Source organism: Caballeronia sp. LZ062, assembly GCF_031450785.1.
In the GTDB taxonomy this organism is placed as follows: Bacteria; Pseudomonadota; Gammaproteobacteria; order Burkholderiales; family Burkholderiaceae; genus Caballeronia.
The window spans coordinates 2,885,735-2,910,878 of record NZ_JARTWB010000002.1 but is presented as its reverse complement, the minus strand read 5'-3'; the positions used below and the strand labels follow the sequence as shown (position 1 = coordinate 2,910,878).

The 25,144-nt window shown below is 61.9% G+C and carries 16 protein-coding genes, 5 tRNA genes and 3 rRNA genes; 12 read left to right on the top strand and 12 right to left on the bottom strand.

The features are described from left to right. Nucleotides 1-35: 35 nt before the first annotated feature. The 9 genes from P9239_RS19620 to P9239_RS19580 all read right to left on the bottom strand — a co-directional run bounded on the left by P9239_RS19620 (nt 36) and on the right by P9239_RS19580 (nt 7,512). A tRNA-Thr gene (locus P9239_RS19620) sits at nt 36-110 on the bottom strand. Between the two features lie 16 nt (nt 111-126). Then, nucleotides 127-200: transfer RNA gene (locus P9239_RS19615), tRNA-Gly, on the bottom strand. A 31-nt stretch (nt 201-231) separates the two neighbouring features. After that, nucleotides 232-317: transfer RNA gene (locus tag P9239_RS19610), tRNA-Tyr, on the bottom strand. A gap of 179 nt (nt 318-496) precedes the next feature. Continuing rightward, nucleotides 497-610: ribosomal RNA gene (gene rrf / locus P9239_RS19605) — 5S ribosomal RNA — on the bottom strand. Nucleotides 611-786: 176 nt separating this feature from the next. Beyond that, nucleotides 787-3,668: ribosomal RNA gene (locus tag P9239_RS19600) — 23S ribosomal RNA — on the bottom strand. Nucleotides 3,669-3,951: 283 nt separating this feature from the next. Beyond that, a tRNA-Ala gene (locus P9239_RS19595) sits at nt 3,952-4,027 on the bottom strand. A 43-nt stretch (nt 4,028-4,070) separates the two neighbouring features. Beyond that, nucleotides 4,071-4,147 (bottom strand) — tRNA-Ile (locus P9239_RS19590). A 63-nt stretch (nt 4,148-4,210) separates the two neighbouring features. Next, nucleotides 4,211-5,742, bottom strand: a 16S ribosomal RNA gene (locus tag P9239_RS19585). Together the 16S, 23S and 5S rRNA genes with 5 tRNA genes alongside form the textbook arrangement of a ribosomal RNA operon. A 483-nt stretch (nt 5,743-6,225) precedes the next feature. After that, on the bottom strand, nt 6,226-7,512 hold the full coding sequence (locus P9239_RS19580; RefSeq protein ID WP_309753842.1) for an SGNH/GDSL hydrolase family protein: 1,287 nt from the start codon (nt 7,510-7,512) through the stop codon (nt 6,226-6,228). Between the two features lie 145 nt (nt 7,513-7,657). On the opposite strand from P9239_RS19580, the gene P9239_RS19575 reads away from it, so the two are divergent. Next, entirely contained in the window at nt 7,658-8,815 is a 1,158-nt protein-coding gene (locus P9239_RS19575) for a class I SAM-dependent methyltransferase (RefSeq protein ID WP_309753840.1), read from the top strand. Between the two features lie 830 nt (nt 8,816-9,645). Here the strand turns inward: P9239_RS19575 and P9239_RS19570 are convergent. Continuing rightward, nucleotides 9,646-10,908 carry a TIGR03862 family flavoprotein gene (locus P9239_RS19570; protein ID WP_309753837.1) on the bottom strand — a complete coding sequence of 421 codons (1,263 nt, stop codon included), beginning with the start codon at nt 10,906-10,908 and terminating at the stop codon, nt 9,646-9,648. A gap of 177 nt (nt 10,909-11,085) precedes the next feature. On the opposite strand from P9239_RS19570, the gene P9239_RS19565 reads away from it, so the two are divergent. The 9 genes from P9239_RS19565 to P9239_RS19525 all read left to right on the top strand — a co-directional run bounded on the left by P9239_RS19565 (nt 11,086) and on the right by P9239_RS19525 (nt 19,096). After that, on the top strand, nt 11,086-12,567 hold the full coding sequence (locus tag P9239_RS19565) for an MFS transporter (RefSeq protein WP_309753836.1): 1,482 nt from the start codon (nt 11,086-11,088) through the stop codon (nt 12,565-12,567). Nucleotides 12,568-12,970: 403 nt separating this feature from the next. Beyond that, nucleotides 12,971-13,972 carry a 1,2-phenylacetyl-CoA epoxidase subunit PaaA gene (paaA, locus tag P9239_RS19560; protein ID WP_309753833.1) on the top strand — a complete coding sequence of 334 codons (1,002 nt, stop codon included), beginning with the start codon at nt 12,971-12,973 and terminating at the stop codon, nt 13,970-13,972. 15 nt (nt 13,973-13,987) lie between these two features. Beyond that, nucleotides 13,988-14,272 (top strand): 1,2-phenylacetyl-CoA epoxidase subunit PaaB, encoded by a 285-nt coding sequence (paaB, locus tag P9239_RS19555; RefSeq protein ID WP_309753831.1) that lies wholly within the window; start codon nt 13,988-13,990, stop codon nt 14,270-14,272. Between the two features lie 9 nt (nt 14,273-14,281). After that, nucleotides 14,282-15,079: a 1,2-phenylacetyl-CoA epoxidase subunit PaaC gene (gene paaC, locus P9239_RS19550; protein ID WP_309753829.1), complete on the top strand. Its 798-nt coding sequence runs from the start codon at nt 14,282-14,284 to the stop codon at nt 15,077-15,079. A 2-nt stretch (nt 15,080-15,081) separates the two neighbouring features. Then, nucleotides 15,082-15,585: a 1,2-phenylacetyl-CoA epoxidase subunit PaaD gene (gene paaD, locus P9239_RS19545; RefSeq protein WP_309753828.1), complete on the top strand. Its 504-nt coding sequence runs from the start codon at nt 15,082-15,084 to the stop codon at nt 15,583-15,585. Between the two features lie 21 nt (nt 15,586-15,606). Then, the gene (gene paaE, locus P9239_RS19540) at nt 15,607-16,695 is read left to right on the top strand and encodes a 1,2-phenylacetyl-CoA epoxidase subunit PaaE (RefSeq protein ID WP_309753826.1); all 1,089 of its coding nucleotides are present in this window, start codon (nt 15,607-15,609) and stop codon (nt 16,693-16,695) included. 95 nt (nt 16,696-16,790) lie between these two features. Next, nucleotides 16,791-17,609, top strand: coding sequence for a DUF1835 domain-containing protein (locus P9239_RS19535; protein WP_309753824.1), 819 nt, complete (start codon nt 16,791-16,793; stop codon nt 17,607-17,609). Between the two features lie 23 nt (nt 17,610-17,632). Beyond that, on the top strand, nt 17,633-18,235 hold the full coding sequence (locus P9239_RS19530) for a TetR/AcrR family transcriptional regulator (RefSeq protein WP_309753822.1): 603 nt from the start codon (nt 17,633-17,635) through the stop codon (nt 18,233-18,235). A 192-nt stretch (nt 18,236-18,427) separates the two neighbouring features. Beyond that, a complete protein-coding gene (locus P9239_RS19525; RefSeq protein ID WP_309756534.1) occupies nt 18,428-19,096 on the top strand; it encodes a GNAT family N-acetyltransferase in 669 nt (222 codons plus the stop codon). Between the two features lie 83 nt (nt 19,097-19,179). Here the strand turns inward: P9239_RS19525 and P9239_RS19520 are convergent, their stop codons facing one another. Further along, nucleotides 19,180-19,683: an Lrp/AsnC family transcriptional regulator gene (locus P9239_RS19520; RefSeq protein WP_309753820.1), complete on the bottom strand. Its 504-nt coding sequence runs from the start codon at nt 19,681-19,683 to the stop codon at nt 19,180-19,182. A 145-nt stretch (nt 19,684-19,828) separates the two neighbouring features. Here P9239_RS19520 and hppD point away from each other — a divergent pair, with 145 nt between their 5' ends. Beyond that, complete coding sequence (hppD, locus tag P9239_RS19515; RefSeq protein ID WP_309753817.1) at nt 19,829-20,929, top strand: 4-hydroxyphenylpyruvate dioxygenase; 1,101 nt, start codon at nt 19,829-19,831, stop codon at nt 20,927-20,929. 69 nt (nt 20,930-20,998) lie between these two features. Here the strand turns inward: hppD and P9239_RS19510 are convergent, their stop codons facing one another. Further along, on the bottom strand, nt 20,999-21,205 hold the full coding sequence (locus P9239_RS19510) for a hypothetical protein (protein WP_309753815.1): 207 nt from the start codon (nt 21,203-21,205) through the stop codon (nt 20,999-21,001). A gap of 343 nt (nt 21,206-21,548) precedes the next feature. On the opposite strand from P9239_RS19510, the gene P9239_RS19505 reads away from it, so the two are divergent. Next, on the top strand, nt 21,549-25,127 hold the full coding sequence (locus P9239_RS19505; RefSeq protein ID WP_309753814.1) for an indolepyruvate ferredoxin oxidoreductase family protein: 3,579 nt from the start codon (nt 21,549-21,551) through the stop codon (nt 25,125-25,127). The last annotated feature ends 17 nt before the right edge of the window (nt 25,128-25,144 follow it).

Below are 25,144 nucleotides of genomic sequence, written 5' to 3'. Positions count from 1 at the left end.
CTTGCGCCGCGCGCAACTTACTAGACTGATACAGCTGGTGCCCATGGGCAGGATCGAACTGCCGACCTCTCCCTTACCAAGGGAGTGCTCTACCACTGAGCCACATGGGCACAACAAAACCGACACTGGAGCGGGTGAAGGGAATCGAACCCTCGTCATAAGCTTGGAAGGCTTCTGCTCTACCATTGAGCTACACCCGCGAGGGTTGCATTCCCTTACCGCTTGAAATTCTGGTGGAGGAGGTTGGATTCGAACCAACGTAGGCGTAAGCCAACAGATTTACAGTCTGCCCCCTTTAGCCACTCGGGCACCCCTCCGCAGAGAACTATCGATTATGGGGTAACAACGCGTCGTTGTCAAGTCCTTCTTGCGAAGGTTAGTAATCGAGGTTCTCACTTATATAGAGTCGTTTCAGCCGCGTCAGCACGAGAGTTTCGGTCGCACCAACGCAAAAACCCCACCTTTGCGGGGTGGGGTTTTTGTTTTGGCATGAGGAGCCTGACGATTACCTACTTTCACACGGGCAATCCGCACTATCATCGGCGTGGAGTCGTTTCACGGTCCTGTTCGGGATGGGAAGGGGTGGGACCGACTCGCTATGGTCATCAGGCATGAGGGGATGTCGTCTCGCGTTTGGGGCGCGACGACCAATCGGGGAAGAAGTAGTAGTGAATTCGGGTGGCGATTGTCGCACACGCTGTTACTCGACCAGTGGCACCCTCTTCGAGGGTGGGGTCCAAGTAAGCGCTGAAGCGCTAACTTTGACCGACAAAACACACTGGTTATAGGATCAAGCCTTACGGGCAATTAGTATCAGTTAGCTCAATGCATTACTGCACTTACACACCTGACCTATCAACGTCCTGGTCTGGAACGACCCTTCAAGGGGCTCGAAGCCCCGGGGATATCTCATCTTAAGGCGAGTTTCCCGCTTAGATGCTTTCAGCGGTTATCTCTTCCGAACATAGCTACCCGGCGATGCCACTGGCGTGACAACCGGTACACCAGAGGTTCGTCCACTCCGGTCCTCTCGTACTAGGAGCAGCCCCCTTCAAATATCCAACGCCCACGGCAGATAGGGACCAAACTGTCTCACGACGTTTTAAACCCAGCTCACGTACCTCTTTAAATGGCGAACAGCCATACCCTTGGGACCGGCTACAGCCCCAGGATGAGATGAGCCGACATCGAGGTGCCAAACACCGCCGTCGATATGAACTCTTGGGCGGTATCAGCCTGTTATCCCCAGAGTACCTTTTATCCGTTGAGCGATGGCCCTTCCATACAGAACCACCGGATCACTATGACCTGCTTTCGCACCTGCTCGACTTGTCGGTCTCGCAGTTAAGCACGCTTATGCCATTGCACTATCAGCACGATTTCCGACCGTACCTAGCGTACCTTCGTACTCCTCCGTTACGCTTTGGGAGGAGACCGCCCCAGTCAAACTGCCTACCATGCACTGTCCCCGATCCGGATCACGGACCAAGGTTAGAACCTCAAACAAACCAGGGTGGTATTTCAAGGACGGCTCCACCGAAACTGGCGTTCCGGTTTCATAGCCTCCCACCTATCCTACACAGATCGGTTCAAAGTCCAATGCAAAGCTACAGTAAAGGTTCATGGGGTCTTTCCGTCTAGCCGCGGGGAGATTGCATCATCACAAACACTTCAACTTCGCTGAGTCTCGGGAGGAGACAGTGTGGCCATCGTTACGCCATTCGTGCAGGTCGGAACTTACCCGACAAGGAATTTCGCTACCTTAGGACCGTTATAGTTACGGCCGCCGTTTACCGGGACTTCAATCAAGAGCTTGCACCCCATCATTTAATCTTCCGGCACCGGGCAGGCGTCACACCCTATACGTCCACTTTCGTGTTTGCAGAGTGCTGTGTTTTTATTAAACAGTCGCAGCCACCAGTTTATTGCAACCTCGTCACCCTTCTGGCGCAGGCCAGTCAAGCTACAGAGGCGTACCTTATCCCGAAGTTACGGTACCAATTTGCCGAGTTCCTTCTCCCGAGTTCTCTCAAGCGCCTTAGAATACTCATCTCGCCCACCTGTGTCGGTTTGCGGTACGGTCATCGTTAGACTGAAGCTTAGAGGCTTTTCTTGGAACCACTTCCAATTGCTTCGTGACCGAAGTCACTCGCGCCACACCCTTGAATTGCGTGCCCGGATTTGCCTAAGCACCTTCTCCAATGCAGCGACCGGGACGTCCAACACCCGGACAACCTTCCGCGATCCGTCCCCCCATCGCATCTAACAATGGTGCAGGAATATTGACCTGCTTCCCATCAGCTACGCATTTCTGCCTCGCCTTAGGGGCCGACTCACCCTACGCCGATGAACGTTGCGTAGGAAACCTTGGGCTTACGGCGAGGGGGCTTTTCACCCCCTTTATCGCTACTCATGTCAGCATTCGCACTTCCGATACCTCCAGCACGCTTTTCAACGCACCTTCGCAGGCTTACGGAACGCTCTCCTACCATGCGTGTAAAACACGCATCCGCAGCTTCGGTGACTGGCTTGAGCCCCGTTACATCTTCCGCGCAGGACGACTCGATCAGTGAGCTATTACGCTTTCTTTAAAGGGTGGCTGCTTCTAAGCCAACCTCCTGACTGTTTTAGCCTTCCCACTTCGTTTCCCACTTAGCCAATCTTTGGGACCTTAGCTGGCGGTCTGGGTTGTTTCCCTCTTGACACCGGACGTTAGCACCCGATGTCTGTCTCCCGTGATTGCACTCTTCGGTATTCGGAGTTTGCTATGGCGTAGTAATCCGCAATGGACCCCACAACCATGACAGTGCTCTACCCCCGAAGGTGATACACGAGGCACTACCTAAATAGTTTTCGGAGAGAACCAGCTATTTCCAAGTTTGTTTAGCCTTTCACCCCTATCCACAGCTCATCCCCTAACTTTTCAACGTTAGTGGGTTCGGTCCTCCAGTACGTGTTACCGCACCTTCAACCTGGCCATGGATAGATCACTTGGTTTCGGGTCTACGCCCAGCAACTGATCGCCCTATTCGGACTCGCTTTCGCTACGCCTGCCTTAATCAGTTAAGCTCGCTACTGAACGTAAGTCGCTGACCCATTATACAAAAGGTACGCCGTCACCCCTTGCGAGGCTCCGACTGTTTGTATGCATGCGGTTTCAGGATCTATTTCACTCCCCTCCCGGGGTTCTTTTCGCCTTTCCCTCACGGTACTGGTTCACTATCGGTCGATCACGAGTATTTAGCCTTGGAGGATGGTCCCCCCATCTTCAGACAGGATTTCACGTGTCCCGCCCTACTTGTCGTACCCCTAGTTCTTTCATACTGTTTTCGCTTACAGGGCTATCACCTGCTATGGCCGCACTTTCCAGAGCGTTCAGCTAACAATACAAATAAAGAGTACAGGCTCTTCCCATTTCGCTCGCCACTACTTTGGGAATCTCGGTTGATTTCTTTTCCTGCGGTTACTTAGATGTTTCAGTTCACCGCGTTCGCTTCGCTAGACCTATGTATTCAGTCTAGGATGACCCATACGGGCCGGGTTTCCCCATTCGGACATCTTCGGATCAATGCTCGTTTGCCAGCTCCCCGAAGCTTTTCGCAGGCTACCGCGTCCTTCATCGCCTGTGATCGCCAAGGCATCCACCACATGCACTTGTTCGCTTGACCCTATAACGAGTGTGTCTCGCGACACCTCTGTCATAGGCTGAGTATTCGCGTTGTGCCGTATTCCAAGTCATCATTAAGATCACTTTTCATACTTGATACAATCACTACCCTGACTACCCTACTCGCACCCATCTCTAAGTGCTTTCAGATAATCTCTTTACTACTTCTTCCTGATTGTTAAAGAACGTTTAGCCGATAAGCGTACTTCGTTGCCTTCGACATCAACTGGCTACAATCGCCAATGCTTAACATTCACTGCTCGTGAACGCTAGGCATTGAAGATTGGTGGAGGATGACGGGATCGAACCGACGACCCCCTGCTTGCAAAGCAGGTGCTCTCCCAGCTGAGCTAATCCCCCGTATGCCTGACTTGAGTATGAGCTCGGTCAGCACTTGTTAGGGTGGTGGGTCTGGTTGGATTCGAACCAACGACCCCCGCCTTATCAAGACGGTGCTCTAACCGACTGAGCTACAGACCCTTAGCCTGTTTCTAAACCACAGCCGATAAGCGTGAGCGCTTAACTTGGTGTGCGAAGCTCGAGAAAGGAGGTGATCCAGCCGCACCTTCCGATACGGCTACCTTGTTACGACTTCACCCCAGTCATGAATCCCACCGTGGTAAGCGCCCTCCTTGCGGTTAGGCTACCTACTTCTGGTGAAACCCACTCCCATGGTGTGACGGGCGGTGTGTACAAGACCCGGGAACGTATTCACCGCGGCATGCTGATCCGCGATTACTAGCGATTCCAGCTTCACGCAGTCGAGTTGCAGACTGCGATCCGGACTACGATCGGTTTTCTGGGATTGGCTCCACCTCGCGGCTTGGCAACCCTCTGTTCCGACCATTGTATGACGTGTGAAGCCCTACCCATAAGGGCCATGAGGACTTGACGTCATCCCCACCTTCCTCCGGTTTGTCACCGGCAGTCTCCTTAGAGTGCTCTTGCGTAGCAACTAAGGACAAGGGTTGCGCTCGTTGCGGGACTTAACCCAACATCTCACGACACGAGCTGACGACAGCCATGCAGCACCTGTGCGCCGGTTCTCTTTCGAGCACGTCCACCTCTCAGCAGACTTCCGACCATGTCAAGGGTAGGTAAGGTTTTTCGCGTTGCATCGAATTAATCCACATCATCCACCGCTTGTGCGGGTCCCCGTCAATTCCTTTGAGTTTTAATCTTGCGACCGTACTCCCCAGGCGGTCAACTTCACGCGTTAGCTACGTTACTAAGGAAATGAATCCCCAACAACTAGTTGACATCGTTTAGGGCGTGGACTACCAGGGTATCTAATCCTGTTTGCTCCCCACGCTTTCGTGCATGAGCGTCAGTGTTGGCCCAGGAGGCTGCCTTCGCCATCGGTATTCCTCCACATCTCTACGCATTTCACTGCTACACGTGGAATTCTACCTCCCTCTGCCACACTCAAAGCCTGCCAGTCACCAATGCAGTTCCCAGGTTAAGCCCGGGGATTTCACATCGGTCTTAACAGACCGCCTGCGCACGCTTTACGCCCAGTAATTCCGATTAACGCTCGCACCCTACGTATTACCGCGGCTGCTGGCACGTAGTTAGCCGGTGCTTATTCTTCCGGTACCGTCATCCTCCATCCATATTAGGGACGAAGTTTTCTTTCCGGACAAAAGTGCTTTACAACCCGAAGGCCTTCTTCACACACGCGGCATTGCTGGATCAGGGTTGCCCCCATTGTCCAAAATTCCCCACTGCTGCCTCCCGTAGGAGTCTGGGCCGTGTCTCAGTCCCAGTGTGGCTGGTCGTCCTCTCAGACCAGCTACAGATCGTCGCCTTGGTAGGCCTTTACCCCACCAACTAGCTAATCTGCCATCGGCCGCCCCTACAGCGCGAGGTCCGAAGATCCCCCGCTTTCCTCCGTAGATCGTATGCGGTATTAATCCGGCTTTCGCCGGGCTATCCCCCACTACAGGACACGTTCCGATGTATTACTCACCCGTTCGCCACTCGCCGCCAGGCCGAAGCCCGCGCTGCCGTCCGACTTGCATGTGTAAGGCATGCCGCCAGCGTTCAATCTGAGCCAGGATCAAACTCTTCAGTTCAATGCCTGTTACTGTTTTCGGTTCCGTTAAGAACCGGTCGCTCACTCAACGTACTGACGATGATTAATCCGTCTTTCGACAGATAAACCTTCCTCTGATACTTCGTGTGAGACTCTTGATACTTTTGCTTATGCTGCGATTCCGAAGAACCACAACCGCACTCGCCATCAAGCGCCCACACTTATCGGCTGTTAGTTTTTAAAGAGCAATCCGCCAAGACTTCCTGCCTCGCAGCACTGAGCATCTCACTCAGCACCGCTTCGTCTTGCGTCGCTGCATCAGCAGCAGAGAAACGAGATTATGAAGAATCTTTTTCTCCTTGTCAACAGCTTTTTCTGCTTTCGCTTTCAAAACTGAGGACTTCGGAGGTCGCCTGTTTCTCTGGCGACACTTGTCTTGCGACAAGGAGCGGAATTCTAGGCCAAGCAAACGCCAATGACAAGTTGATGACGCAGCTTTTTTTCGCTGCGCCTGAACGCGCGGTTACTTTGCCGTTCCGAGGACGATATCCACCGGCACCGTCGCCGCCATTGCGGCATAGCCCGCGTCGCTCGGATGGATGTGGTCGCCACTGTCGTAACGCCGTTGCAGGACGCTCGGCCGGGCGGGATCGCGCAACGCCTGATCGAAGTCGATGACGCCGTCGAACGCCCGGCTCGAGCGAATCGACGCGTTGACCGCAGTGCGAATCGCCTCGCGCTCGGGCGGCAACGACGCCGGGGTCAGCGTCGCACCGTAAATCTTGAGCCCGCGCTGGTGCGCCTGCGCAATCAGCCGCTGATAGCCGCGCAGCAGCGCGTCGGCGCTCACCTCGGTATGCGGCGCATCGCAGTCGAGACCGCCGTGCGCGGGCATCGCCGCGAAATTGATGTCGTTGATGCCGATCAGCACGATGACCGCGCGCACGCCCGGCTGCCGCAGCGCGTCGCGGTCGAAGCGGCTCACGAGCGCCTCGCCATAGCACGGCGAATTGCTGAGCAGCCGATTGCCGCTGATGCCCACGTTCACGACCGCCGCCTGACCGCCGCTTTTCTCGGCGATCTGCCGGGCCAGCGCGTCAGGCCAGCGCCGATTCGCGTTCAGCGTCGAACGCATGCCGTCCGTGATCGAATCGCCAATCGCGACAACCGCCCGTGCCGAGGCATTCTCCACTGATACATTTGTCAGCCACGCATACTGCGTGAACCGCGTCCGGAATGCGCCGGGCGAAGCGTCTTCCGTGCGGTCGCCCGACGTCGAGACGTAGTTGACCTGGCTCGCCACGCGATGCCATGCCGCAAGCTTTTGATTGTTTCCCATGAACATGCTGACCGCGAGCGGTTGGCCGGCCGTCACGCCGAACGCAACCGGATCGCTCGTGGCCTGTGCGCCCGGCGCCACCGTCACCGTCTTGCGCCCCTCGAACAGCACCGGCCGGCTGCTGCCACCCTGAATCGCCGGACTGCTGCCGCTGACGGCGCGCGCAACGCTCATCGATTCGACGACGAGCGGCTCCGTCCCATACACGTTGCTGATGTGCAAACGTACTTGCTTGCCGGCGATTTGCGGATAGATCAACTGCCTGACCGTGCGCCCGCCGACTTCCGGCGCGCGATAAAGCGGCGGCAGGTTCTCCAGCTGCGGAATCGATTGAAGCGCCGTGCCCCAGGCGCTCACCCAGTGCTCGTTAGCGGACGATCCTGCCGTCTCGGCGGCGAACGCCGGCGACGCAGCGGTGAGCGGAAAAGCAAGCGCGGCCGCGCACATCGCGGCGAGAACCGTGAGTTTCATTCGGCGGAGGCGTTCGGAAAAAGTCCAAATTGTGCCCGAACGACACGACTGACGCGCCGCCGGATCGCGAACAAACCGCGCATTGCCGACCCGCTGCCGCCGATTGGCCTCACAATGCAGCCAATCCTTTTCTTGACGCACCGATATGCAATCCGAAAACGCCACGCCGCAACTTCATTGGGAAGAGGACGGCGAAAGCCGCTCCGCCCGCTGGCGCTCAGAAAGCGGCAATCAACCGCCGAAGCGCCTCGTCATCGGTCACGATCAGATGACGGCCGATCACGCCTACCGCCTCGCCTGTGAAGGCACGGCCATCCTTTGGCGTGGCGACTTCCAGAACGCCCGCCAGCTATTGCAGGCGATGGCCCGCCGGATCGACAACAAGCCGCGCAAGGCAAAAAAAGCGGCTGCGGACAAAGACAAACCGACGTCCCCCGTGGATGCGTTCAACTTGCACCGTCTCGCGCAATCACAGCGCGCCCGCACGCTCGCCATGCTCGTGCTGCCGCTCGACGACCAGTACGCTATTCCGCTGCGCCGCGCGCCGGACGTCCGCGAAGCGTGTGAGGAGGCCTACGGGCCGCCGCAGGAAGCGTCGGTGGTCTCGTTGCGCGAGGTTTTGGGCTTGATCGGTGCGCACGAATGGCGCAAGAAGGGCGTCGAGATCATGGCGACGGGCGGTCGGATTCATCCTTACTACGGCGTCTTTTCGCCGGTGCGCGGAGAGTACGTCGATCTGATCGCGAATCAGCCGTTGCCGTCGACATCGCTCGCTTTCGACGTCGGCACGGGCACCGGCGTCCTCGCGGCGGTCCTGGCGCGGCGAGGCGTCGAGCGGGTCGTCGCCACGGATCTCGATCCGCGCGCCCTCGCCTGCGCCCGCGAGAATATTGCGCGGTTGGGGCTCGGGAAGCAGGTTCAGGTCGTCGAGGCCGATCTTTTTCCGGAAGGACGCGCGCCGCTCGTCGTCTGCAATCCGCCGTGGCTGCCGGCGCGTCCGAGCGCGGCCATCGAGCATGCAATCTACGACCCGGAGAGCCGCATGTTGCGTGGTTTCCTCAGCGGTCTCGCCGCGCATCTGACGCCCGGCGGCGAAGGCTGGCTGATTGTGTCCGACTTCGCCGAACATCTGGGCCTGCGCACGCGCGCGCAACTGCAGGAATGGGTCGACGCGGCTGGCTTGAAGGTCGATGGTCGCATCGACGTGAAGCCGCGTCACCCGCGCGCCATGGACAAGTCGGACCCGCTGCACGCCGCCCGGTCAGCGGAGGTGACGTCGCTTTGGAGGCTGGTCGTGGCGTGACGGCTGGCGCGGGATGGCGGATGGCGGATGGCGGATGGCGGATGGCGGATGGCGGATGGCGGCTCACATGGTCGCCTGTCGCGTGTCGCGTGTCGCCCGTCGCCTCTCGCCCGTCGCCTCTCGCCTGTCGCGTCTTGCCTCTCGCCTCTCGCCTCTTGCGCGTCGCCTGTCGCCTGTCGCGTGTTGCCTCTCGCCTGTCGCCTCTCGCGCGTCGCCTCTCGCGCGTCGCCTGTCGCCTCTCGCCTCTCGCGCGTCGCCTGTCGCGTCTCGCCTCTCGCCTCTCGCCTCTTGCGCGTCGCCTGTCGCCTGTCGCGTGTTGCCTCTCGCCTGTCGCCTCTCGCGCGTCGCCTCTCGCGCGTCGCCTGTCGCCTCTCGCCTCTCGCGCGTCGCCTCTCGCCTCTCGCCTCTCGCCTGTCGCCTCTCGCGCGTCGCCTCTCGCCTCTCGCCTCTCGCCTGTCGCCTCTCGCGCGTCGCCTCTCGCCTCTCGCCTCTCGCCTCTCGCCTCTCGCCTCTCGCCTCTTGCATCTTGCATCTTGCATCAGGCGAGTCGCGTCATGCCTTGTCTGTGGTTCGGCGTTGCGGCGGGCTTGCTCGCGGGCGTTTCTTGCTCTTGCTCTTGGCCTTAGCCGTTTTGCCTGTCGCCAGCCGCCTCTCGCCCGCCGCCTCTCGCTCGTCGCGTGCCGCCTGTCGCGTCTCGGCTGCCGCCCTGCCGCTTGCCGCTCGCTGCGTGTCAATTCCGGCTGGACTCGCATCTAAAGGCTCAACGCTCGCATCTCGACGCCCGGCGCGACCTGCCGCCTGCCATCATGCCGCGCTTGCCGCACCCGCCATCACCCCCGCTCGCCAAGCCACGCAAGCGCGCCCTCGCCCGCGACGAGTCCGCTCGCGAAACACGCCGTCAGCAGATACCCGCCGGTCGGCGCTTCCCAGTCGAGCATTTCGCCCGCGCAGAAGACGCCGGGCAGCGCGGTGATCATCGAACGTTCGTCGAGCGATTCAAAGGCGACGCCGCCCGCACTGCTGATGACCTCCGCAATCGGCCGCGGACGCCGCACGCGCACGGGCAGCGCCTTGATACGCGCAGCGAGCGTGTCGAGATCGGCGAATTCGTCCTTCGTCAGACATTCGCGCAGCAAACCGGCCTTCGCGCCCGCGAGGTGCAGCCGGCTTTGCAAATGGCTCGACAGCGACCGGGCGCCGCGCGGATGCAGCACTTGCGCCCGCACGCGCTCGGCGGAAAGCTGCGGCACCAGATCGAGCAGAATGCGCGTGCCCGCGTCGCCGCTTCCTGTCAGGCGAACCCGAAGCTGCGCGGATAACGCATAGATCAGACTGCCTTCGATGCCGTGCTCCGTCAGCAGGCATTCTCCGACGCGCCAATCCGCCGCGCCGTCCGCCCGCTCCAGACCAATCGCGACCGACTTCAGCGGTTCGCCCGCAAAGCGCTCGCGAAAATGCGGCGTCCAATCGACGTCGAAACCACAATTCGACGGCAGGAACGGCCGCACGTCGACGCCACGCGCCGCCAGATGCCCGATGGCGCGGCCGTCCGAACCGAGTTGCGGCCAGCTCGCGCCGCCGAGCGCGAGCACGAGCGCGTCGTGACGGACGCGTCTCTCGCCGTCAGGCGTCGCGAAGCGGGATTCGCCCACGCCCGCGTCCGTCCAGCCGAGCCAGCGATGCCGCATATGCAGCCGCACGCCCGATGCGCGCAGCCGATGCAGCCACGCACGCAGCATCGGCGCGGCTTTCATGTCGGTCGGAAAGACGCGGCCCGAGCTTCCGACGAAGGTGTCCACGCCCAGCCCGTGGACCCACTCGCGCAGCGCGGCGGCGTCGAAGCGCGCGAGCAGCGGCGCGATGTTTGCGCGACGGTCGCCGTAGCGGGCGACGAACGCGTCGGCGGGCTCGGAATGCGTCAGGTTCATGCCGCCCTTGCCCGCCATTAGAAACTTGCGTCCGACCGATGGCATGGCGTCGAAAACATCGACGCTCGCGCCGCCGGCCGCGAGGGCTTCGGCGGCCATGAGTCCGGCCGGTCCGCCGCCGACGACCGCCACGCGCACGGATTCGATGTTTTCAACTGAGGTCATGCTGGAAAGCGAGGAAACGGGAGCGACATTGTCGCATCGCGTTCGTCCGCTGGCCGACTAAGACGTCCGTGCCGGCCGTAAGTCATTAAATAACAAAAAAGAATTTGGTCGGCGCCCGCCACGCGGATACGATCCGGCGATTCCCTGCCTTCACCATTTTTTACGTTCCCGCCCATCATGTCCGTTTCCATCGCGCCCGAGCGAACACCTTCCCGGGCCGGCGCCGCCGATGCGCGCCCCGTCATCCGCAGCGCCGCCGACGTCTCCAGTCTCGTCAATCGCGGCGCGGCCATCGGCAGCGATGCGCGCATCGTCGTCGCCATCGCGCTCGGCGGCATCTTTCTCGATGCGTACGATCTCGGCGCGCTCGCATTCGGCGTCAAGGACATTGCGCGCGAATTCTCGCTGACGCCGACCGGAACCGGTTTCGTCGCCTCCGCGATCACCTTCGGCGCGATCATCGGCGCGTTCTTCGGCGGCTATCTGACCGACAAGATCGGCCGCTACCGCGTGTTCATGGCCGACATGTTCTTCTTCGTCGTCGCGGCAATCGCCTGCGCGCTCGCGCCGAACGCGTGGGTGCTCGGCGGTGCGCGCTTCGTGATGGGACTGGGCGTCGGCATCGACTTGCCGGTTGCCATGGCGTTCCTCGCCGAATTCTCGCGGCTGCAAGGGCGCGGCAACAAGGCCGCTCGCGTCGCGATGTGGTGCCCGACGTGGTATGCCGCCATCAGCATTTCGTACTTGCTCGTGCTCGGTCTATACGCGGTTCTCCCGGCGCACAACGCGGGCTGGCTCTGGCGGCTGATTCTCGGCTTTGGCGCGGTGCCGGCAATCGCGATCATCGTCATCCGCAGCCGCTACATGAGCGAATCGCCCGTGTGGGCCGCGAATCAGGGCGATCTGACCGGCGCGGCCGCGATCCTGAAACGCTCCTACGGCGTGGATGCCCGCGTCGATCCCGATGCGCTCGCCGCATCGAGAGTGGCCAAACCGCGCGGCGCGACGTGGAGCAACTACGGCGCGCTGCTGCGCGGCGTCTATCTGCGGCGCACCGTGCTCGCGACGGTCATCGCGATTGCGTCGTCGTTCGCGTACAACGCGGTCGCGTTCGGTCTGCCCGTCATCATCTCCAGCTTCCTCGCGCAATCGATGCTCACCACGATTCTCGCCTCGCTCGCGCTGAATCTCTGCTTCGCGTTCGCGGGCGGGCTGTTCGCGGTGCGCACGGTGCCGAAGTTCGGCGCGTGGAAGCTGACGGTCGTCGGCTACGCGTTCCAGCTTGTGGCGCTGGTCGGGCTTGCGGTGGTCGGCAAACCGGCGACGGGCGCGCAGGTCGTCATCGCGATTGCGTTGCTCGCCGCATTCCTGCTCGGGCAAGGCGTCGGGCCGGGCTCGCACAGCATGACGTTCGCGTCGCTGAGCTATCCGACGTCGCTGCGCGGCGTGGGCGTCGGCTTCAATCAGACGTTGATGCGCGCAAGTTCCACGGTTTCGCTCTTCTTGTTTCCGGTGCTGTCGGCGGCGCTGGGAACGAAGGTGTTCTGGATCATCGCCGTCGCGCCGCTCGCTGGGCTCGTCGCGCTGATGGCGGTTCGCTGGGAGCCGTCGGGCTATGACGTGGATGCCGAAGACTTCGAGGGACAACGCGTCGAGTAACGCCCCCGGAGCAATGCGGCCATAAAGAAGCGGTGCGACCGGAAACGGCCGCGCCGCTTCTTTTGTAGTGCCTCGATGCATCGGCCAACCGCCTTGCTTCGAGAGACAGCGCGCGAGACGAACAGGACCGCAGACCTTTTGAGTCAGCAAAACGGTGCGCCCCAAAACGGCCGTGCGGTTTTGTCCGATGCCTCGATGCTTCGGCCAACCGCCTTAGTGCCCGACAAGGCGAACAAGACCGGCCGATTTTGGTCCAGAAGCGATGCGCCCGAAAACGGCCGCACCTTCTCTTCGCCGCAATCGCCTCGGGAAAAACCCGCCCATCCCGAAAAATGCCATTCACCGACCGGCCGGTCGGTTTATAATCGGCGCACAGCGACTTTCTCAAGAGCGAGTGTCCGCCATGTACACCCAATCTCTCGACCTGCCCGGCCAGCCGACGGCGTCCGACGCGCCCGCCGACGCCTCATCTGAGCAGCAACGCTTCGACGCGGTCATGCACGCCGACGGCAAAATCGAGCCGCAGGACTGGATGCCCGAGGCCTACCGCAAGACGCTCATCCGGCAGATTTCGCAGCACGCGCATTCGGAAATCATCGGCACGCAGCCGGAGGGCAACTGGATCAGCCGCGCGCCGAGCCTGAAGCGCAAGGCGATTCTGCTCGCGAAGGTTCAGGACGAAGGCGGCCACGGTCTCTATCTATATAGCGCCGCCGAAACGCTCGGCGTCTCGCGCGATCAGCTCGTCGCCGCGCTGCACGCGGGCAAGGCCAAATATTCGAGCATCTTCAACTATCCGACGCCCACCTGGGCCGACGTCGGCGTGATCGGCTGGCTCGTCGACGGCGCGGCGATCATGAACCAGATTCCGCTCTGCCGTTGCACGTACGGGCCGTACGCGCGCGCGATGATCCGCATCTGCAAGGAAGAGTCGTTCCATCAGCGGCAGGGCTTCGACGCGCTGCTCGCCATGATGAAGGGCACGCAAGCGCAGAAAGACCTCGTGCAGCAGGCGGTGAACCGCTGGTGGTGGCCCGTGCTGATGATGTTCGGCCCGAGCGACAAGGATTCGATTCACAGCGGGCAGTCGTTCGCGTGGGGCATCAAGCGCATCTCGAACGACGACCTGCGCCAGAAGTTCGTGGATGCCACCGTCGAGCAGGCGAAGATTCTCGGCGTCACGCTGCCCGATCCCGACCTCAAGTGGAACGCGGCGCGTGGCGCGCACGACTACGGCGAGATCGACTGGGACGAATTCTGGCGCGTCGTCAACGGCGACGGCCCGTGCAACAAGGAGCGTCTCGCCACGCGCGTGAAGGCGCACGACGAGGGCGCATGGGTTCGCGAAGCCGCGCTCGCCTATGCCGAAAAACAGAAGGCGCGTGCGCACAAGCAAGCGGCCTGAACGGGAGACATCGACATGAGCAAGGAATGGCCGATCTGGGAAGTCTTCGTGCGCAGCAAGCAGGGACTGGATCACAAGCATTGCGGCAGCCTGCACGCGGCCGACGCCGCCACCGCGCTGCGCATGGCGCGCGACGTGTACACGCGCCGCCAGGAAGGCGTGAGCATTTGGGTAGTGCCGTCGTCGGCAATCACGGCGTCGGACCCGGCCGACAAAGGCGAATTCTTCGAACCGGCTGGCGACAAAGTCTACCGGCACCCGACGTTTTTCGTGCTGCCCGACGAAATCAACCATATGTGAGCGCGCGACATGAGCACCGAACATCTCGCCTATGTGCTGCGCCTCGCCGATAACGCGCTGATTCTCGGTCAGCGCAACGCCGAATGGTGCAGTCACGGTCCCGCGCTGGAAGAGGACATCGCGCTGGCGAACATCAGCCTTGACTTGATTGGACAGGCGCGGCTGCTGTACTCGCACGCGGCGACGCTCGAATCAGCGTTGACGGGCGCGGCAAAGACCGAGGACGACTACGCCTATTTCCGACCCGAGCGCGAATTCAGGAATTACACGCTGGTCGAACTGCCGCACTTCGGCCCGCTGGCAGGCACCGCGCGCACCGAGCGCGATTACGCCGTGACCATCGTGCGCAACTTCCTGCACTCGGCTTTCATGGCGCACGTCTGGACGGCGCTTCAGGCTTCGTCGGACGCGCAACTCGCGGCCATCGCGGCGAAGTCGATCAAGGAAACGCGGTATCACGTGCATCATGCGCGAGACTGGCTCGTGCGTTTCGGCGACGGCACGGAGGAATCGCATCGCCGGGCGCAGGCGGCGCTCGACTATCTGATGCCGTACACGCGCGAGTTCTTCCACGCGGACGCCGTCGAGCGGGCAGTGGCCGAAGCCGGCATCGCGCCGCTCGCGAGTGATTTCGAAGCCGTCTGGCGCGACGACGTGCAATCCGCGCTCGACGAAGCCACGCTGCAAGCGCCCGCCGAGGGCAAGCACGTCAGCACGGGCAAACTCGGCGAGCATTCCGAGCACATGGGTTATCTGCTCGCGGAAATGCAAAGCCTCGCGCGGCAGCATCCGGGCGCGAGCTGGTAATCATGGACGCGACGATAGAACGCGCGTGGTCGGTGCTCGAAGCCGTGCCAGACCCCGAAATCCCGGTGGTATCGATCCGCGAACTCGGCATTCTGCGCGACGTGCGCCACGGCGATGACGGCGTGCTCGAAGTCGTCATCACGCCGACGTACTCGGGCTGCCCGGCGATGTCGCAGATCGCGGAGGACATCGCGGAAGCCATCGAGCGCGCGCAACTCGGCGCGCATCGCGTGGAAACGGTGCTCGCGCCGGCATGGACCACCGACTGGATCACCGACGAGGCGCGCGACAAGCTGCGCCGCTACGGCATCGCGCCGCCGGCAGGCGCATGCAGCAGCACGGAGAAGCCGATGCGCTTCGTGCCGTACAAAAAGGAAGTCATCGCCTGTCCGCGCTGCGGCTCCATGCACACGGAGAAGCTCGCGCAATTCGGCTCGACGGCGTGCAAGGCGCTCTATCGGTGCCTGGATTGCCGCGAGCCGTTCGACTACTTCAAGCCGTACTGACCTCTCTACGACACGACTCTTATGGCGACTCCGCAATTTCATCCGCTGCGTATCCGCGACGTGCGTCCCGAGACGGCCGACGCGGTCACGGTTTCGTTCGACGTGCCGCCGGAACTGCGCGACGCGTTTCGCTTCACGCAAGGCCAGTTCGTGACGCTGAAGACGCATATCGACGGCGAAGAGACGCGCCGCTCGTATTCCATCTGCGTCGGCGTGACCGATTACGACCGCGACGGCGAACTGCGCATCGGCATCAAGCGCGTGCGCGGCGGGCGCTTCTCGAACTTCGCGTTCGATACGCTGAAGCCCGGTCACGAAATCGACGTGATGACGCCCGATGGCCGCTTCTTCACGCATCTGAACGCAGATCACGCCAAACATTATGTGGCGTTCTCCGGCGGCTCGGGCATCACGCCGGTGCTGGCGATCATCAAGACCACGCTCGACATGGAGCCGACGAGCCGCTTCACGCTCGTCTACGGCAACCGCAGCGTGGACGCGATCATGTTCGCCGAGGAACTGGAAGATCTGAAGAACCGCTACATGAGCCGGTTTTCGCTGTACCACGTGCTCTCCGACGATTTGCAGGACGTGGAACTCTTCAACGGCGTGCTCGACCGGGCGAAGTGCAAGGCGTTTCTGGAATCGCTGTTGCCGCCCGGCGAAATCGACGAAGCATTCATCTGCGGCCCCGGCCCGATGATGGACGCCGCCGAAGCCGCGCTGAAGGAATCGGGCGTTGCGCCGGAGCGCATTCACGTCGAACGGTTCGGCACGCCGTTGCCGCAGGCGGGCGCGCCGCAGATCGAGATCACGGAAAGCACGCCCGCGGCGGATCTGGAACTCGTCATCGACGGGAAAAAGCGCAAGCTGCGGGTGCCGTACGAAGGCGTGAGCGTGCTCGACGTCGGCCTGAAGGCGGGGCTCGCGCTGCCTTACGCGTGCAAGGGCGGTGTGTGCTGCACATGCCGCGCGAAAGTGCTGGAGGGCGAAGTCAGAATGGACAAGAACTACACGCTGGAGCAGCACGAAATCGACGACGGCTTCGTGCTCACGTGCCAGTGTCATCCGATTAGCGAGCGTGTCGTCGTGAGCTTCGACGAACGGTAGTTCGCGCGGCAACCCACACCGCGGCCCAACTGGATTGGCTAAACTGGGGATCGCTCTTCTGAGCAGTCCTTCGTCTTTCCGGCAAGCCGACACCCATGAATACGATTCACGTCACCAACGGCGACTGCGCGGCTGACGCTCTGACGAACGCCCTGCGGCTCGCGGAACGCACGGAACAGGTCATCGCCCTGCGCGACGATCTCGCCGTCGGCCCGCTGCGGGACATCGACGAGTCGGCTGTCGGTCGCGCGGCGTTCTGGCGTCAGGTCTCGAACACGCCCGCCGATATCGAGGATCAGCTTCAAAGCCAGCTCGCGCTGCTCGGACGGCTCGCGCGCGGCGACGGTCAGCTCGTCGTGTGGCACGGGCAAAGCGCGGCGGACCAGCTCACGCTTCGTCGCGTGGCGTATCACCTGCGTAACGCGCCGCAGCGTCTGAACGAAGCGAAACTCACCTTCGACGACCTCGGCATCGAAGCGCCGGACACGCATCCCGACACCGTGCGCCGAGCCGACCGCGCGACGTCCGTCGGTATGTTCTCGCCCCGGCAGCTGCTCGCGAAGCTGCGGACAGCCGCGCCAATCTCCGTGCTGCGCATCAGCCGGCTCGCGCTCGAATGGCAGGAAGCGAAGCATTCGAGCGCGGAAAACCGGCGCCTCCGCGACAACATGCTGGTGTCGGGAACGTGGCTGGACGTCGACGAAACGCTGCTCGAACTCGCCACGCCGGAATGGCAGCCGGCAAAGCGCATCGCGGCGGGCGCGATGGCACGGCGCGCCGATTTCCTGCTGAGCGATTCCGTCGCCTTCTGGCGATGCCGGGAACTGGTCACGGCGGGCCGGCTTAAAATACGCGGCACGCCGTCGGAAATGGCTCACGCCGAATTGCGACGCTCATCGACCAAGCCCGAATAAGCCGAAAGAACGCTTCGAAGCCCATGGCCCGCACCAAAGCGCCCGACCACGACACCCAACGCGAACAGATCCTCGAACTCGCCGCTGCCAAATTCGCCCAGACGAGCTACCCGAGCACGTCGATGTCCGACCTTGCCGCCGCGAGCGGCACCTCCAAGGCGCGGCTTTACCACTACTACGAGAGCAAGGAAGCGATTCTCTTCGATCTGCTGGACCGCTACACGAAGCGGCTCATGCTGATCATCGCGGAAGTGGAAGGCGCGAGCCAGCGGCGCGGCCTGGGCGAGCGCGAAACCTTCGCGGAACTCGTGCGCGCGTTCCTCGCGGAATATGAGACATCGCATAGCCGGCACGTCGCGCTGCTGAACGATGTGAAATACCTCGAAGATGCGCAGCGTGAGATCGTGCTGGACCGCCAGCGGGATATCGTGGCGGCGTTCACGCGCCAATTGGCGCGCGCCTATCCCAAGCGCGTGACGAAGGAAAACCAGACCGCGCTCACGATGATGGTCTTCGGCATGATCAACTGGACCTTCACGTGGCTGAAGCCGGGCGGCAAGCTGGCTTATCGCGATTTCGCGGAACAAGTTGTCCAGATGATCGAGCGGGGACTCGCGACCGATTGACGCCATGTTGCGGCGCGTCACTTTGTCCGCTGCGGACCTTCGCGCTTAAGTCATTGATTTCGCGCGATTCTCGTGATCACAATCCAAAGCTAGAAGCCACCCTCCACTACTTTTAAGGGTTTTCCCGTACCCGTTTTCCCTGAAAGCGATAAAATTCGTTTTGCTATGCAGCATACGAATAAGGAGAAAACCGTGGACCTCACCTTCAACCGCAACGCCCAGCAGATCGTCGCCCCTGACCGGCCGCTGTCGGACGCCGCGCGCTTGCCGGTTCTCGTCCGCGAGTTGTCCTCCGCCGACCGCGCGCGCCTGCTCACGCACTTCCTCGCGCTGGACGAAGACGACCGGCTTCTGCGCTTCGGGCAGATCGTGCCGGATCACGTCATCGAAAACTACGTCCAAAATCTGAACTTCACGAACGACACGGTGTTCGGCGTGTTCGGCGCCTCGCTGGAATTGCTGGGTGTCGGTCATCTTGCGTACTTGCCCGCCGAAGGCGATAAGCGCACGGCCGAGTTCGGCGTCTCGGTGCTCGAAAGCGCGCGCGGTCGTGGCATCGGTACCAAGCTGTTCGAGCGCGCCGCCATGCGCAGCCGCAACACGCACGTTTCCGTGCTGTACATGCACTGCCTGTCGCGTAACTCGAAGATGATGCACATTGCGCGCAAGTCGGGCATGAAGATCGAATACGCATACGGCGAAGCCGACGCCTATCTCTCGCTGCCGCCCGCCGACCAGACGAGCATCATGGCGGAAATGCTGCAAGAGCAAGCCGCCGTGTTCGACTACGCGATCAAGCGCCAGGCGCATCGCGCGTCGCAGGTTTTCCGCGCGTTCATGCCGACGGCGGACGTCGCCTGAATCCGTCGGCCGCGCGCCATTGGCGCTGCGGGCAACACAATGCTAAAGGGCGGCTCAGACCGCCCTTTTCCTTTTCGGCGCCGTTACCGTAGCGGCAGCGCAGTCGTCTCCTTGATGCGCTCCAGCGAAAAGCTCGAGCGCACGTCGATCACCGAAGGGTGATGCAGCAATTGATCCTGCACGAAGCGCGAAAAGTGATCCATGTCGCGCACCTGAACCCGCAGCAGGAAATCCATCTCGCCGGTCATCGCGTCGCAGGCCACCACTTCCGGCCATGAACGCACCGCTTCGCGAAACAGATCGCCGTGTGTCGGCGGATTGGGCGCGCCTGCCGCCGCCGTCATGCCGCCGCGCTTCTCAAGCCGCACGTTGACGTAGGCGAGCAGTCCGAGCCCCAGTTTCTTCGCGTCGAGCAGCGCGACATAGCCGCGAATCACGCCGCTTTCCTCCAGCCGCCGGATGCGCCGCAAACACGGGCTAGGCGACAGATTCACCCGATCCGCGATCTCCTGATTCGAGAGCCGACCGTTTTCCTGAAGAATCGCGAGGATTCTTCGATCTATCGTGTCGAGTTCGGGCTCGGCCATCTTCGGTCTCCAGTCGGCGATTCGTTGGCAGTTTCGTGCGCAATGTTAGGAACGAGCGATTTGTTTCGCAAGCTTTTGCCGCTCGTTGATCGCTAGACTGTCTCCACGTCGCGGCAAAGCGCCGCATCAGAAACCGGAGACATGCATGAGCACTACGACTTGGGAGAACCCCGTCGGCACCGACGGCTTCGAGTTCATCGAATACACCGCGCCGGACCCGGTCGCGCTCGGTAAGCTGTTCGAGCAGATGGGATTCACGGCGATCGCGCGGCATCGGCACAAGAACGTGACGCTGTATCGCCAGGGCGAGATCAATTTCATCGTCAACGCGGAGCCGGATTCATTCGCGCAACGCTTCGCGCGGCTGCACGGGCCGTCGATTTGCGCGATCGCGTTTCGTGTCGCGGATGCGGCGAAAGCGTACAAGCGCGCGCTCGACCTCGGCGCGTGGGGCTTCGACAACAAAACCGGCCCGATGGAACTGAATATCCCGGCGATCAAGGGCATCGGCGATTCGCTGATCTATTTCGTGGACCGCTGGCGCGGCAAGAACGGCGCAGAGCCGGGCAGCATCGGCGACATCAGCATCTACGACGTGGACTTCGAGCCCATTCCCGGCGCGAATCCGAATCCGGTCGGCCACGGGCTGACGTATATCGACCACCTGACGCACAACGTGCATCGCGGCCGCATGATCGAATGGGCGGAGTTTTACGAGCGCCTCTTCAATTTCCGCGAAGTGCGCTATTTCGATATCGAGGGCAAGGTGACGGCGGTAAAGTCGAAGGCGATGACTTCGCCGTGCGGCAAGATCCGCATTCCGATCAACGAAGAAGGCTCGGAAAACGCCGGTCAGATTCAGGAATATCTGGACGCGTATCGCGGCGAAGGAATCCAGCACATCGCCCTTGGCACCGACAACATCTATGAGACCGTCGACGGCTTACGCGGGTCGAATATTGCGCTGCTCGACACTATCGACACGTATTACGAACTGGTCGACCGGCGCGTGCCGAATCACGGCGAGTCGGTCGCCGAGCTGAAGAAGCGGAAGATTCTGATCGACGGCATTCGCGACGAAATCCTGCTGCAAATCTTCACGGAGAACCAGATCGGTCCGATCTTCTTCGAGATCATCCAGCGCAAGGGCAATCAGGGCTTCGGCGAGGGCAACTTCAAGGCGCTGTTCGAATCCATCGAACTGGATCAGATGCGGCGCGGCGTGCTGAAAGACACGAGCGCCTGAGCACCTGAAGCGCATAGAAAAAGGGACATGAACGCATCGTTCATGTCCCTTTTGTTTTCAGCGGCGAAATCAGGCGGCGCTGTCGTCGTTGCTGCGCTCCGATTCCCGGCGCTCGCCGGCGCGCGCCTGCGGCGTCTGCGTGCGCACCTGCGCGACGGGCGGAACCGAACTGGCCCCGAACGGCGTGCCGTTCGCCCGCGCGCCGCCCACCGGCGCGCTGATCGCGAAAAAGGCCGCCGAGACCATCAGGAAACTCTGGATGTGGCGTTGCTTCATTATTTTTTCTCCTTCTGACTGCGTGTGTACGGCTGCCGGCTTTTCCGCGCTTGCAAGAAACCGTGCGCGAAACTGCGCAAGCGCCCGATTAGACAGAGCCAGGATCGAGGGTTCCGCGAATCGGTCACATTTACACCCTGTAACAAACGTCTCGGTGGGCCGTGCCGCGCTTCAACGTTTTGACGCAAACCGCACCTAAGTGAGTATTTTCTAACGGGTTTCTACCACTGTCTGGAAACCTGTGGCATCGGCAAACTTGAAGTCCCGGCCTGCGCGTTCACAAGACGCAACGGCCCGAATCATGCTTTGGCGATCCCAAACTCCGGGTGGAGGAGCACACAGAATGAACGCCCCGCTAGACGCAGAACAAAGAGCTTCGCTAGAAGCCGCGCTGAAATCCGTCACGCTCGACGACAAATACACCCTCGAACGCGGCCGCGCGTATATGAGCGGCATCCAGGCGCTGGTTCGCCTGCCGATGCTCCAGCAAGAACGCGACAGAGCCGCCGGCCTCAACACCGCCGGATTCATTTCCGGCTATCGCGGTTCTCCCCTCGGTGGTCTCGACCAGTCGCTCTGGAAGGCGAAGCAGTATCTCGCCGCGCATCAGGTCGTGTTCCAGCCGGGCGTGAACGAAGATCTTGCGGCGACCGCCGTCTGGGGATCACAGCAAGTCAACCTGTACCCGAGCGCGAAGTACGACGGCGTCTTCTCGATGTGGTACGGCAAAGGCCCCGGCGTCGACCGTTCCGGCGATGTCTTCAAGCATGGGAATTCGGCCGGTTCGTCGAAACACGGCGGCGTGCTCGTGCTCGCCGGCGACGACCACGCGGCGAAGTCATCGACGCTCGCGCACCAGTCCGAGCACATCTTCAAGGCGTGCGGGCTGCCGGTGCTGTTTCCGTCGAACGTGCAGGAATATCTCGACTTCGGTCTGCACGGCTGGGCGATGAGCCGCTACTCCGGCCTCTGGGTCGCGATGAAATGCGTGACCGACGTGGTGGAATCGTCCGCGTCGGTGGATATCGACCCACATCGCACGCAGATCGTGATTCCGACCGATTTCGCGATGCCCGACGGCGGCCTGAACATCCGCTGGCCGGATCCGCCGCTCGTGCAGGAAGCGCGTCTGCTCGACTACAAGTGGTACGCCGCGCTCGCCTACGTGCGCGCGAACAGGCTGGACCGCATCGAGATCGATGCGCCGCACGCGCGCTTCGGCATCATGACGGGCGGCAAGGCGTATCTCGACGTGCGTCAGGCGCTGACCGATCTCGGCCTCGACGATGAAACCTGCGCGCAGATCGGCATTCGTCTCTATAAAGTCGGCTGCGTGTGGCCGCTCGAAGCGCAAGGCGCGCAGGAATTCGCGCGCGGCCTGCAGGAGATTCTGGTCGTTGAAGAGAAGCGCCAGATTCTCGAATACGCGATCAAAGAAGAGCTGTACAACTGGCCCGATGCGCAGCGTCCGCGCGTCTTCGGCAAGTTCGACGAAAAAGACGGCGCGGGCGGCGAATGGTCCGTGCCGATGGGCAACTGGCTGCTGCCCGCGCACTACGAGCTTTCGCCCGCGATCATCGCGAAGGCCATTGCCGCGCGGCTCGCGAAGTTCGACCTGCCCGCCGACGTGCGTGCCCGCATCGCGGCGCGCATCGCCGTGATCGAGGCGAAGGAAAAGGCGCTCGCGCGGCCGCGCGTCGAAGCGGAGCGCAAGCCGTGGTTCTGCTCGGGCTGTCCGCACAACACGTCGACGAACGTGCCGGAAGGTTCGCGCGCGATGGCGGGCATCGGCTGTCACTACATGACGGTCTGGATGGACCGCAACACGAGCACGTTCAGCCAGATGGGCGGCGAAGGCGTGGCGTGGGTCGGGCAAGCGCCGTTCACCAACGACAAACACGTGTTTGCCAATCTCGGCGACGGCACGTACTTCCACTCCGGCCTGCTGGCCATTCGCGCGGCGATCGCATCGAAGGTCAACATCACGTACAAGATTCTGTACAACGACGCCGTTGCGATGACGGGCGGCCAGCCGGTCGACGGCGTGCTGACCGTGCCGCAGATCACGCAACAGCTCGCGGCGGAAGGCGCGGCCAAGATTGTCATCGTCACGGATCAGCCGGAAAAATACACGCCGGACGTCGGCCTCGCGCCGGGCATCGAGGTGCATCATCGCGACGAACTGGACGACATTCAACGCCAGTTGCGCGAGATCCCCGGCACGTCAATTCTGATCTACGACCAGACCTGCGCGACCGAAAAACGCCGCCGCAGGAAACGCGGCGCGTTCCCCGATCCGGCGAAGCGCGTCGTCATCAACGAGGCCGTGTGCGAAGGCTGCGGCGATTGCTCGGTGAAGTCGAACTGTCTGTCCGTCGAGCCGCTCGACACGGAGTACGGCACGAAGCGCCAGATCAATCAATCGACGTGCAACAAGGACTACTCGTGTCTGAACGGCTTCTGCCCGAGCTTCGTGACGGTGGAAGGCGGCCAGTTGAAGAAGCCGAAGGCGACGAGTGTGGCCGGCGACGCGATGCCGCCCGTCCCCACGCCCGAGCTGCCCGAAATCGGCCGGCCATACGGCGTGCTGGTGACGGGCGTCGGCGGAACGGGCGTCGTGACCATCGGCGCGCTGCTCGGAATGGCGGCGCATCTGGAGCAAAAGGGCGTGACCGTGCTGGACGTCACCGGCCTCGCGCAGAAAGGCGGCGCCGTGATGAGCCACGTGCAGATCGCGAACCGCCCGACCGACATTCACGCGACGCGCATCGCGATGGGCGAGGCGGATCTCGTGATCGGCTGCGATGCAATTGTCACGGCCAGCGACGAGTGCGGCTCGCGCATGCAGCCGGGCCACACGCGCGTGGTCGTGAACAGCGCGCAGACGCCGACCGCCGCGTTCATCAAGGACCCGAACTGGCGCTTTCCGGGCGCGAGCGCGGAAGCGGATATCCGCGCGGCCGCGGGCGAGCATGTCGCGCTCGTCGATGCTAACCGCTTCGCCGTCGCGCTGATGGGCGACGCAATCTACACGAATCCGTTCGTGCTCGGCTATGCGTGGCAGATGGGCTGGGTGCCGCTGCGGCATGAGTCGATCGTGCGCGCCATCGAGCTGAACGCCGTGCAGGTCGAGAAGAATCTCGCCGCGTTCGAATGGGGCCGCCGCGCTGCGCACGATCCTGCTGCGGTGACGCGGCTGGCTGGCGGCAAGCAGGCTTCGGATGCGACGCCGGGCAAGATCATCGCGCTGCATACGCCGAAGGGGCTGGACGCGCTCATCGACAAGCGCCTCGACTATCTCGCGAAGTATCAGAACGCCGCGTATGCGGCGCGCTACGGACGGCTTGTCGCGGATGTGCGTGCCGCTGAAGCGGAGCTTGGCGTCGGCGACTATCTGCTGACCGAGGCCGTCGCGAAGAATCTGCACAAGCTGATGGCGTACAAGGACGAGTACGAAGTCGCGCGTCTCTATGCGGATCCGGCGTTCATCGAAAAAGTGAAGAGCAGTTTCGAAGGCGACTGGAAGATCAAGTTCCACCTCGCGCCGCCTTCGATGTCGAAGAAGGACGCGCATGGGCATCTCGTGAAGAAGCAATTCGGCCCGTGGATGATGCCCGCCATGCGCGTGCTGGCTCGCTTGAAGTTCCTGCGCGGAACGGCGCTCGATCCGTTCGGGCGCACGGAAGAGCGGAAGATGGAGCGCGCGTTGATCGGCGAGTATGAGGCGCTGGTGCGTGAATTGATTGGCGGACTAACAGCGGGGAAGTTGCCGCTTGCTGTCGAGCTTGCGAGCCTGCCTGACTCCATGCGCGGTTATGGGCATATCAAGGAGAACAACGTCAAGGCGGCGAAGGTGAAGTGGGAAAAGCTGCTGGCGCGGTGGCGTTCTAATGAAGGTGGGGAAAAGCGGCAGGTGGCTTGATTCTCGCCGCTTCACGC

Bases quoted from the DNA above. Each gene is read 5' to 3' on its own strand.
- paaA (WP_309753833.1), top strand. From the start codon at position 12,971: ATGTACACCCAATCTCTCGACCTGCCCGGCCAGCCGACGGCGTCCGAC.
- paaD (WP_309753828.1), top strand. From the start codon at position 15,082: ATGGACGCGACGATAGAACGCGCGTGGTCGGTGCTCGAAGCCGTGCCA.
- P9239_RS19505 (WP_309753814.1), top strand. From the start codon at position 21,549: ATGAACGCCCCGCTAGACGCAGAACAAAGAGCTTCGCTAGAAGCCGCG.
- P9239_RS19575 (WP_309753840.1), top strand. From the start codon at position 7,658: ATGCAATCCGAAAACGCCACGCCGCAACTTCATTGGGAAGAGGACGGC.
- P9239_RS19535 (WP_309753824.1), top strand. From the start codon at position 16,791: ATGAATACGATTCACGTCACCAACGGCGACTGCGCGGCTGACGCTCTG.
- P9239_RS19565 (WP_309753836.1), top strand. From the start codon at position 11,086: ATGTCCGTTTCCATCGCGCCCGAGCGAACACCTTCCCGGGCCGGCGCC.
- paaB (WP_309753831.1), top strand. From the start codon at position 13,988: ATGAGCAAGGAATGGCCGATCTGGGAAGTCTTCGTGCGCAGCAAGCAG.
- P9239_RS19580 (WP_309753842.1), bottom strand. From the start codon at position 7,512: ATGAAACTCACGGTTCTCGCCGCGATGTGCGCGGCCGCGCTTGCTTTT.
- hppD (WP_309753817.1), top strand. From the start codon at position 19,829: ATGAGCACTACGACTTGGGAGAACCCCGTCGGCACCGACGGCTTCGAG.
- P9239_RS19530 (WP_309753822.1), top strand. From the start codon at position 17,633: ATGGCCCGCACCAAAGCGCCCGACCACGACACCCAACGCGAACAGATC.
- paaC (WP_309753829.1), top strand. From the start codon at position 14,282: ATGAGCACCGAACATCTCGCCTATGTGCTGCGCCTCGCCGATAACGCG.
- P9239_RS19510 (WP_309753815.1), bottom strand. From the start codon at position 21,205: ATGAAGCAACGCCACATCCAGAGTTTCCTGATGGTCTCGGCGGCCTTT.
- P9239_RS19570 (WP_309753837.1), bottom strand. From the start codon at position 10,908: ATGACCTCAGTTGAAAACATCGAATCCGTGCGCGTGGCGGTCGTCGGC.
- paaE (WP_309753826.1), top strand. From the start codon at position 15,607: ATGGCGACTCCGCAATTTCATCCGCTGCGTATCCGCGACGTGCGTCCC.
- P9239_RS19520 (WP_309753820.1), bottom strand. From the start codon at position 19,683: ATGGCCGAGCCCGAACTCGACACGATAGATCGAAGAATCCTCGCGATT.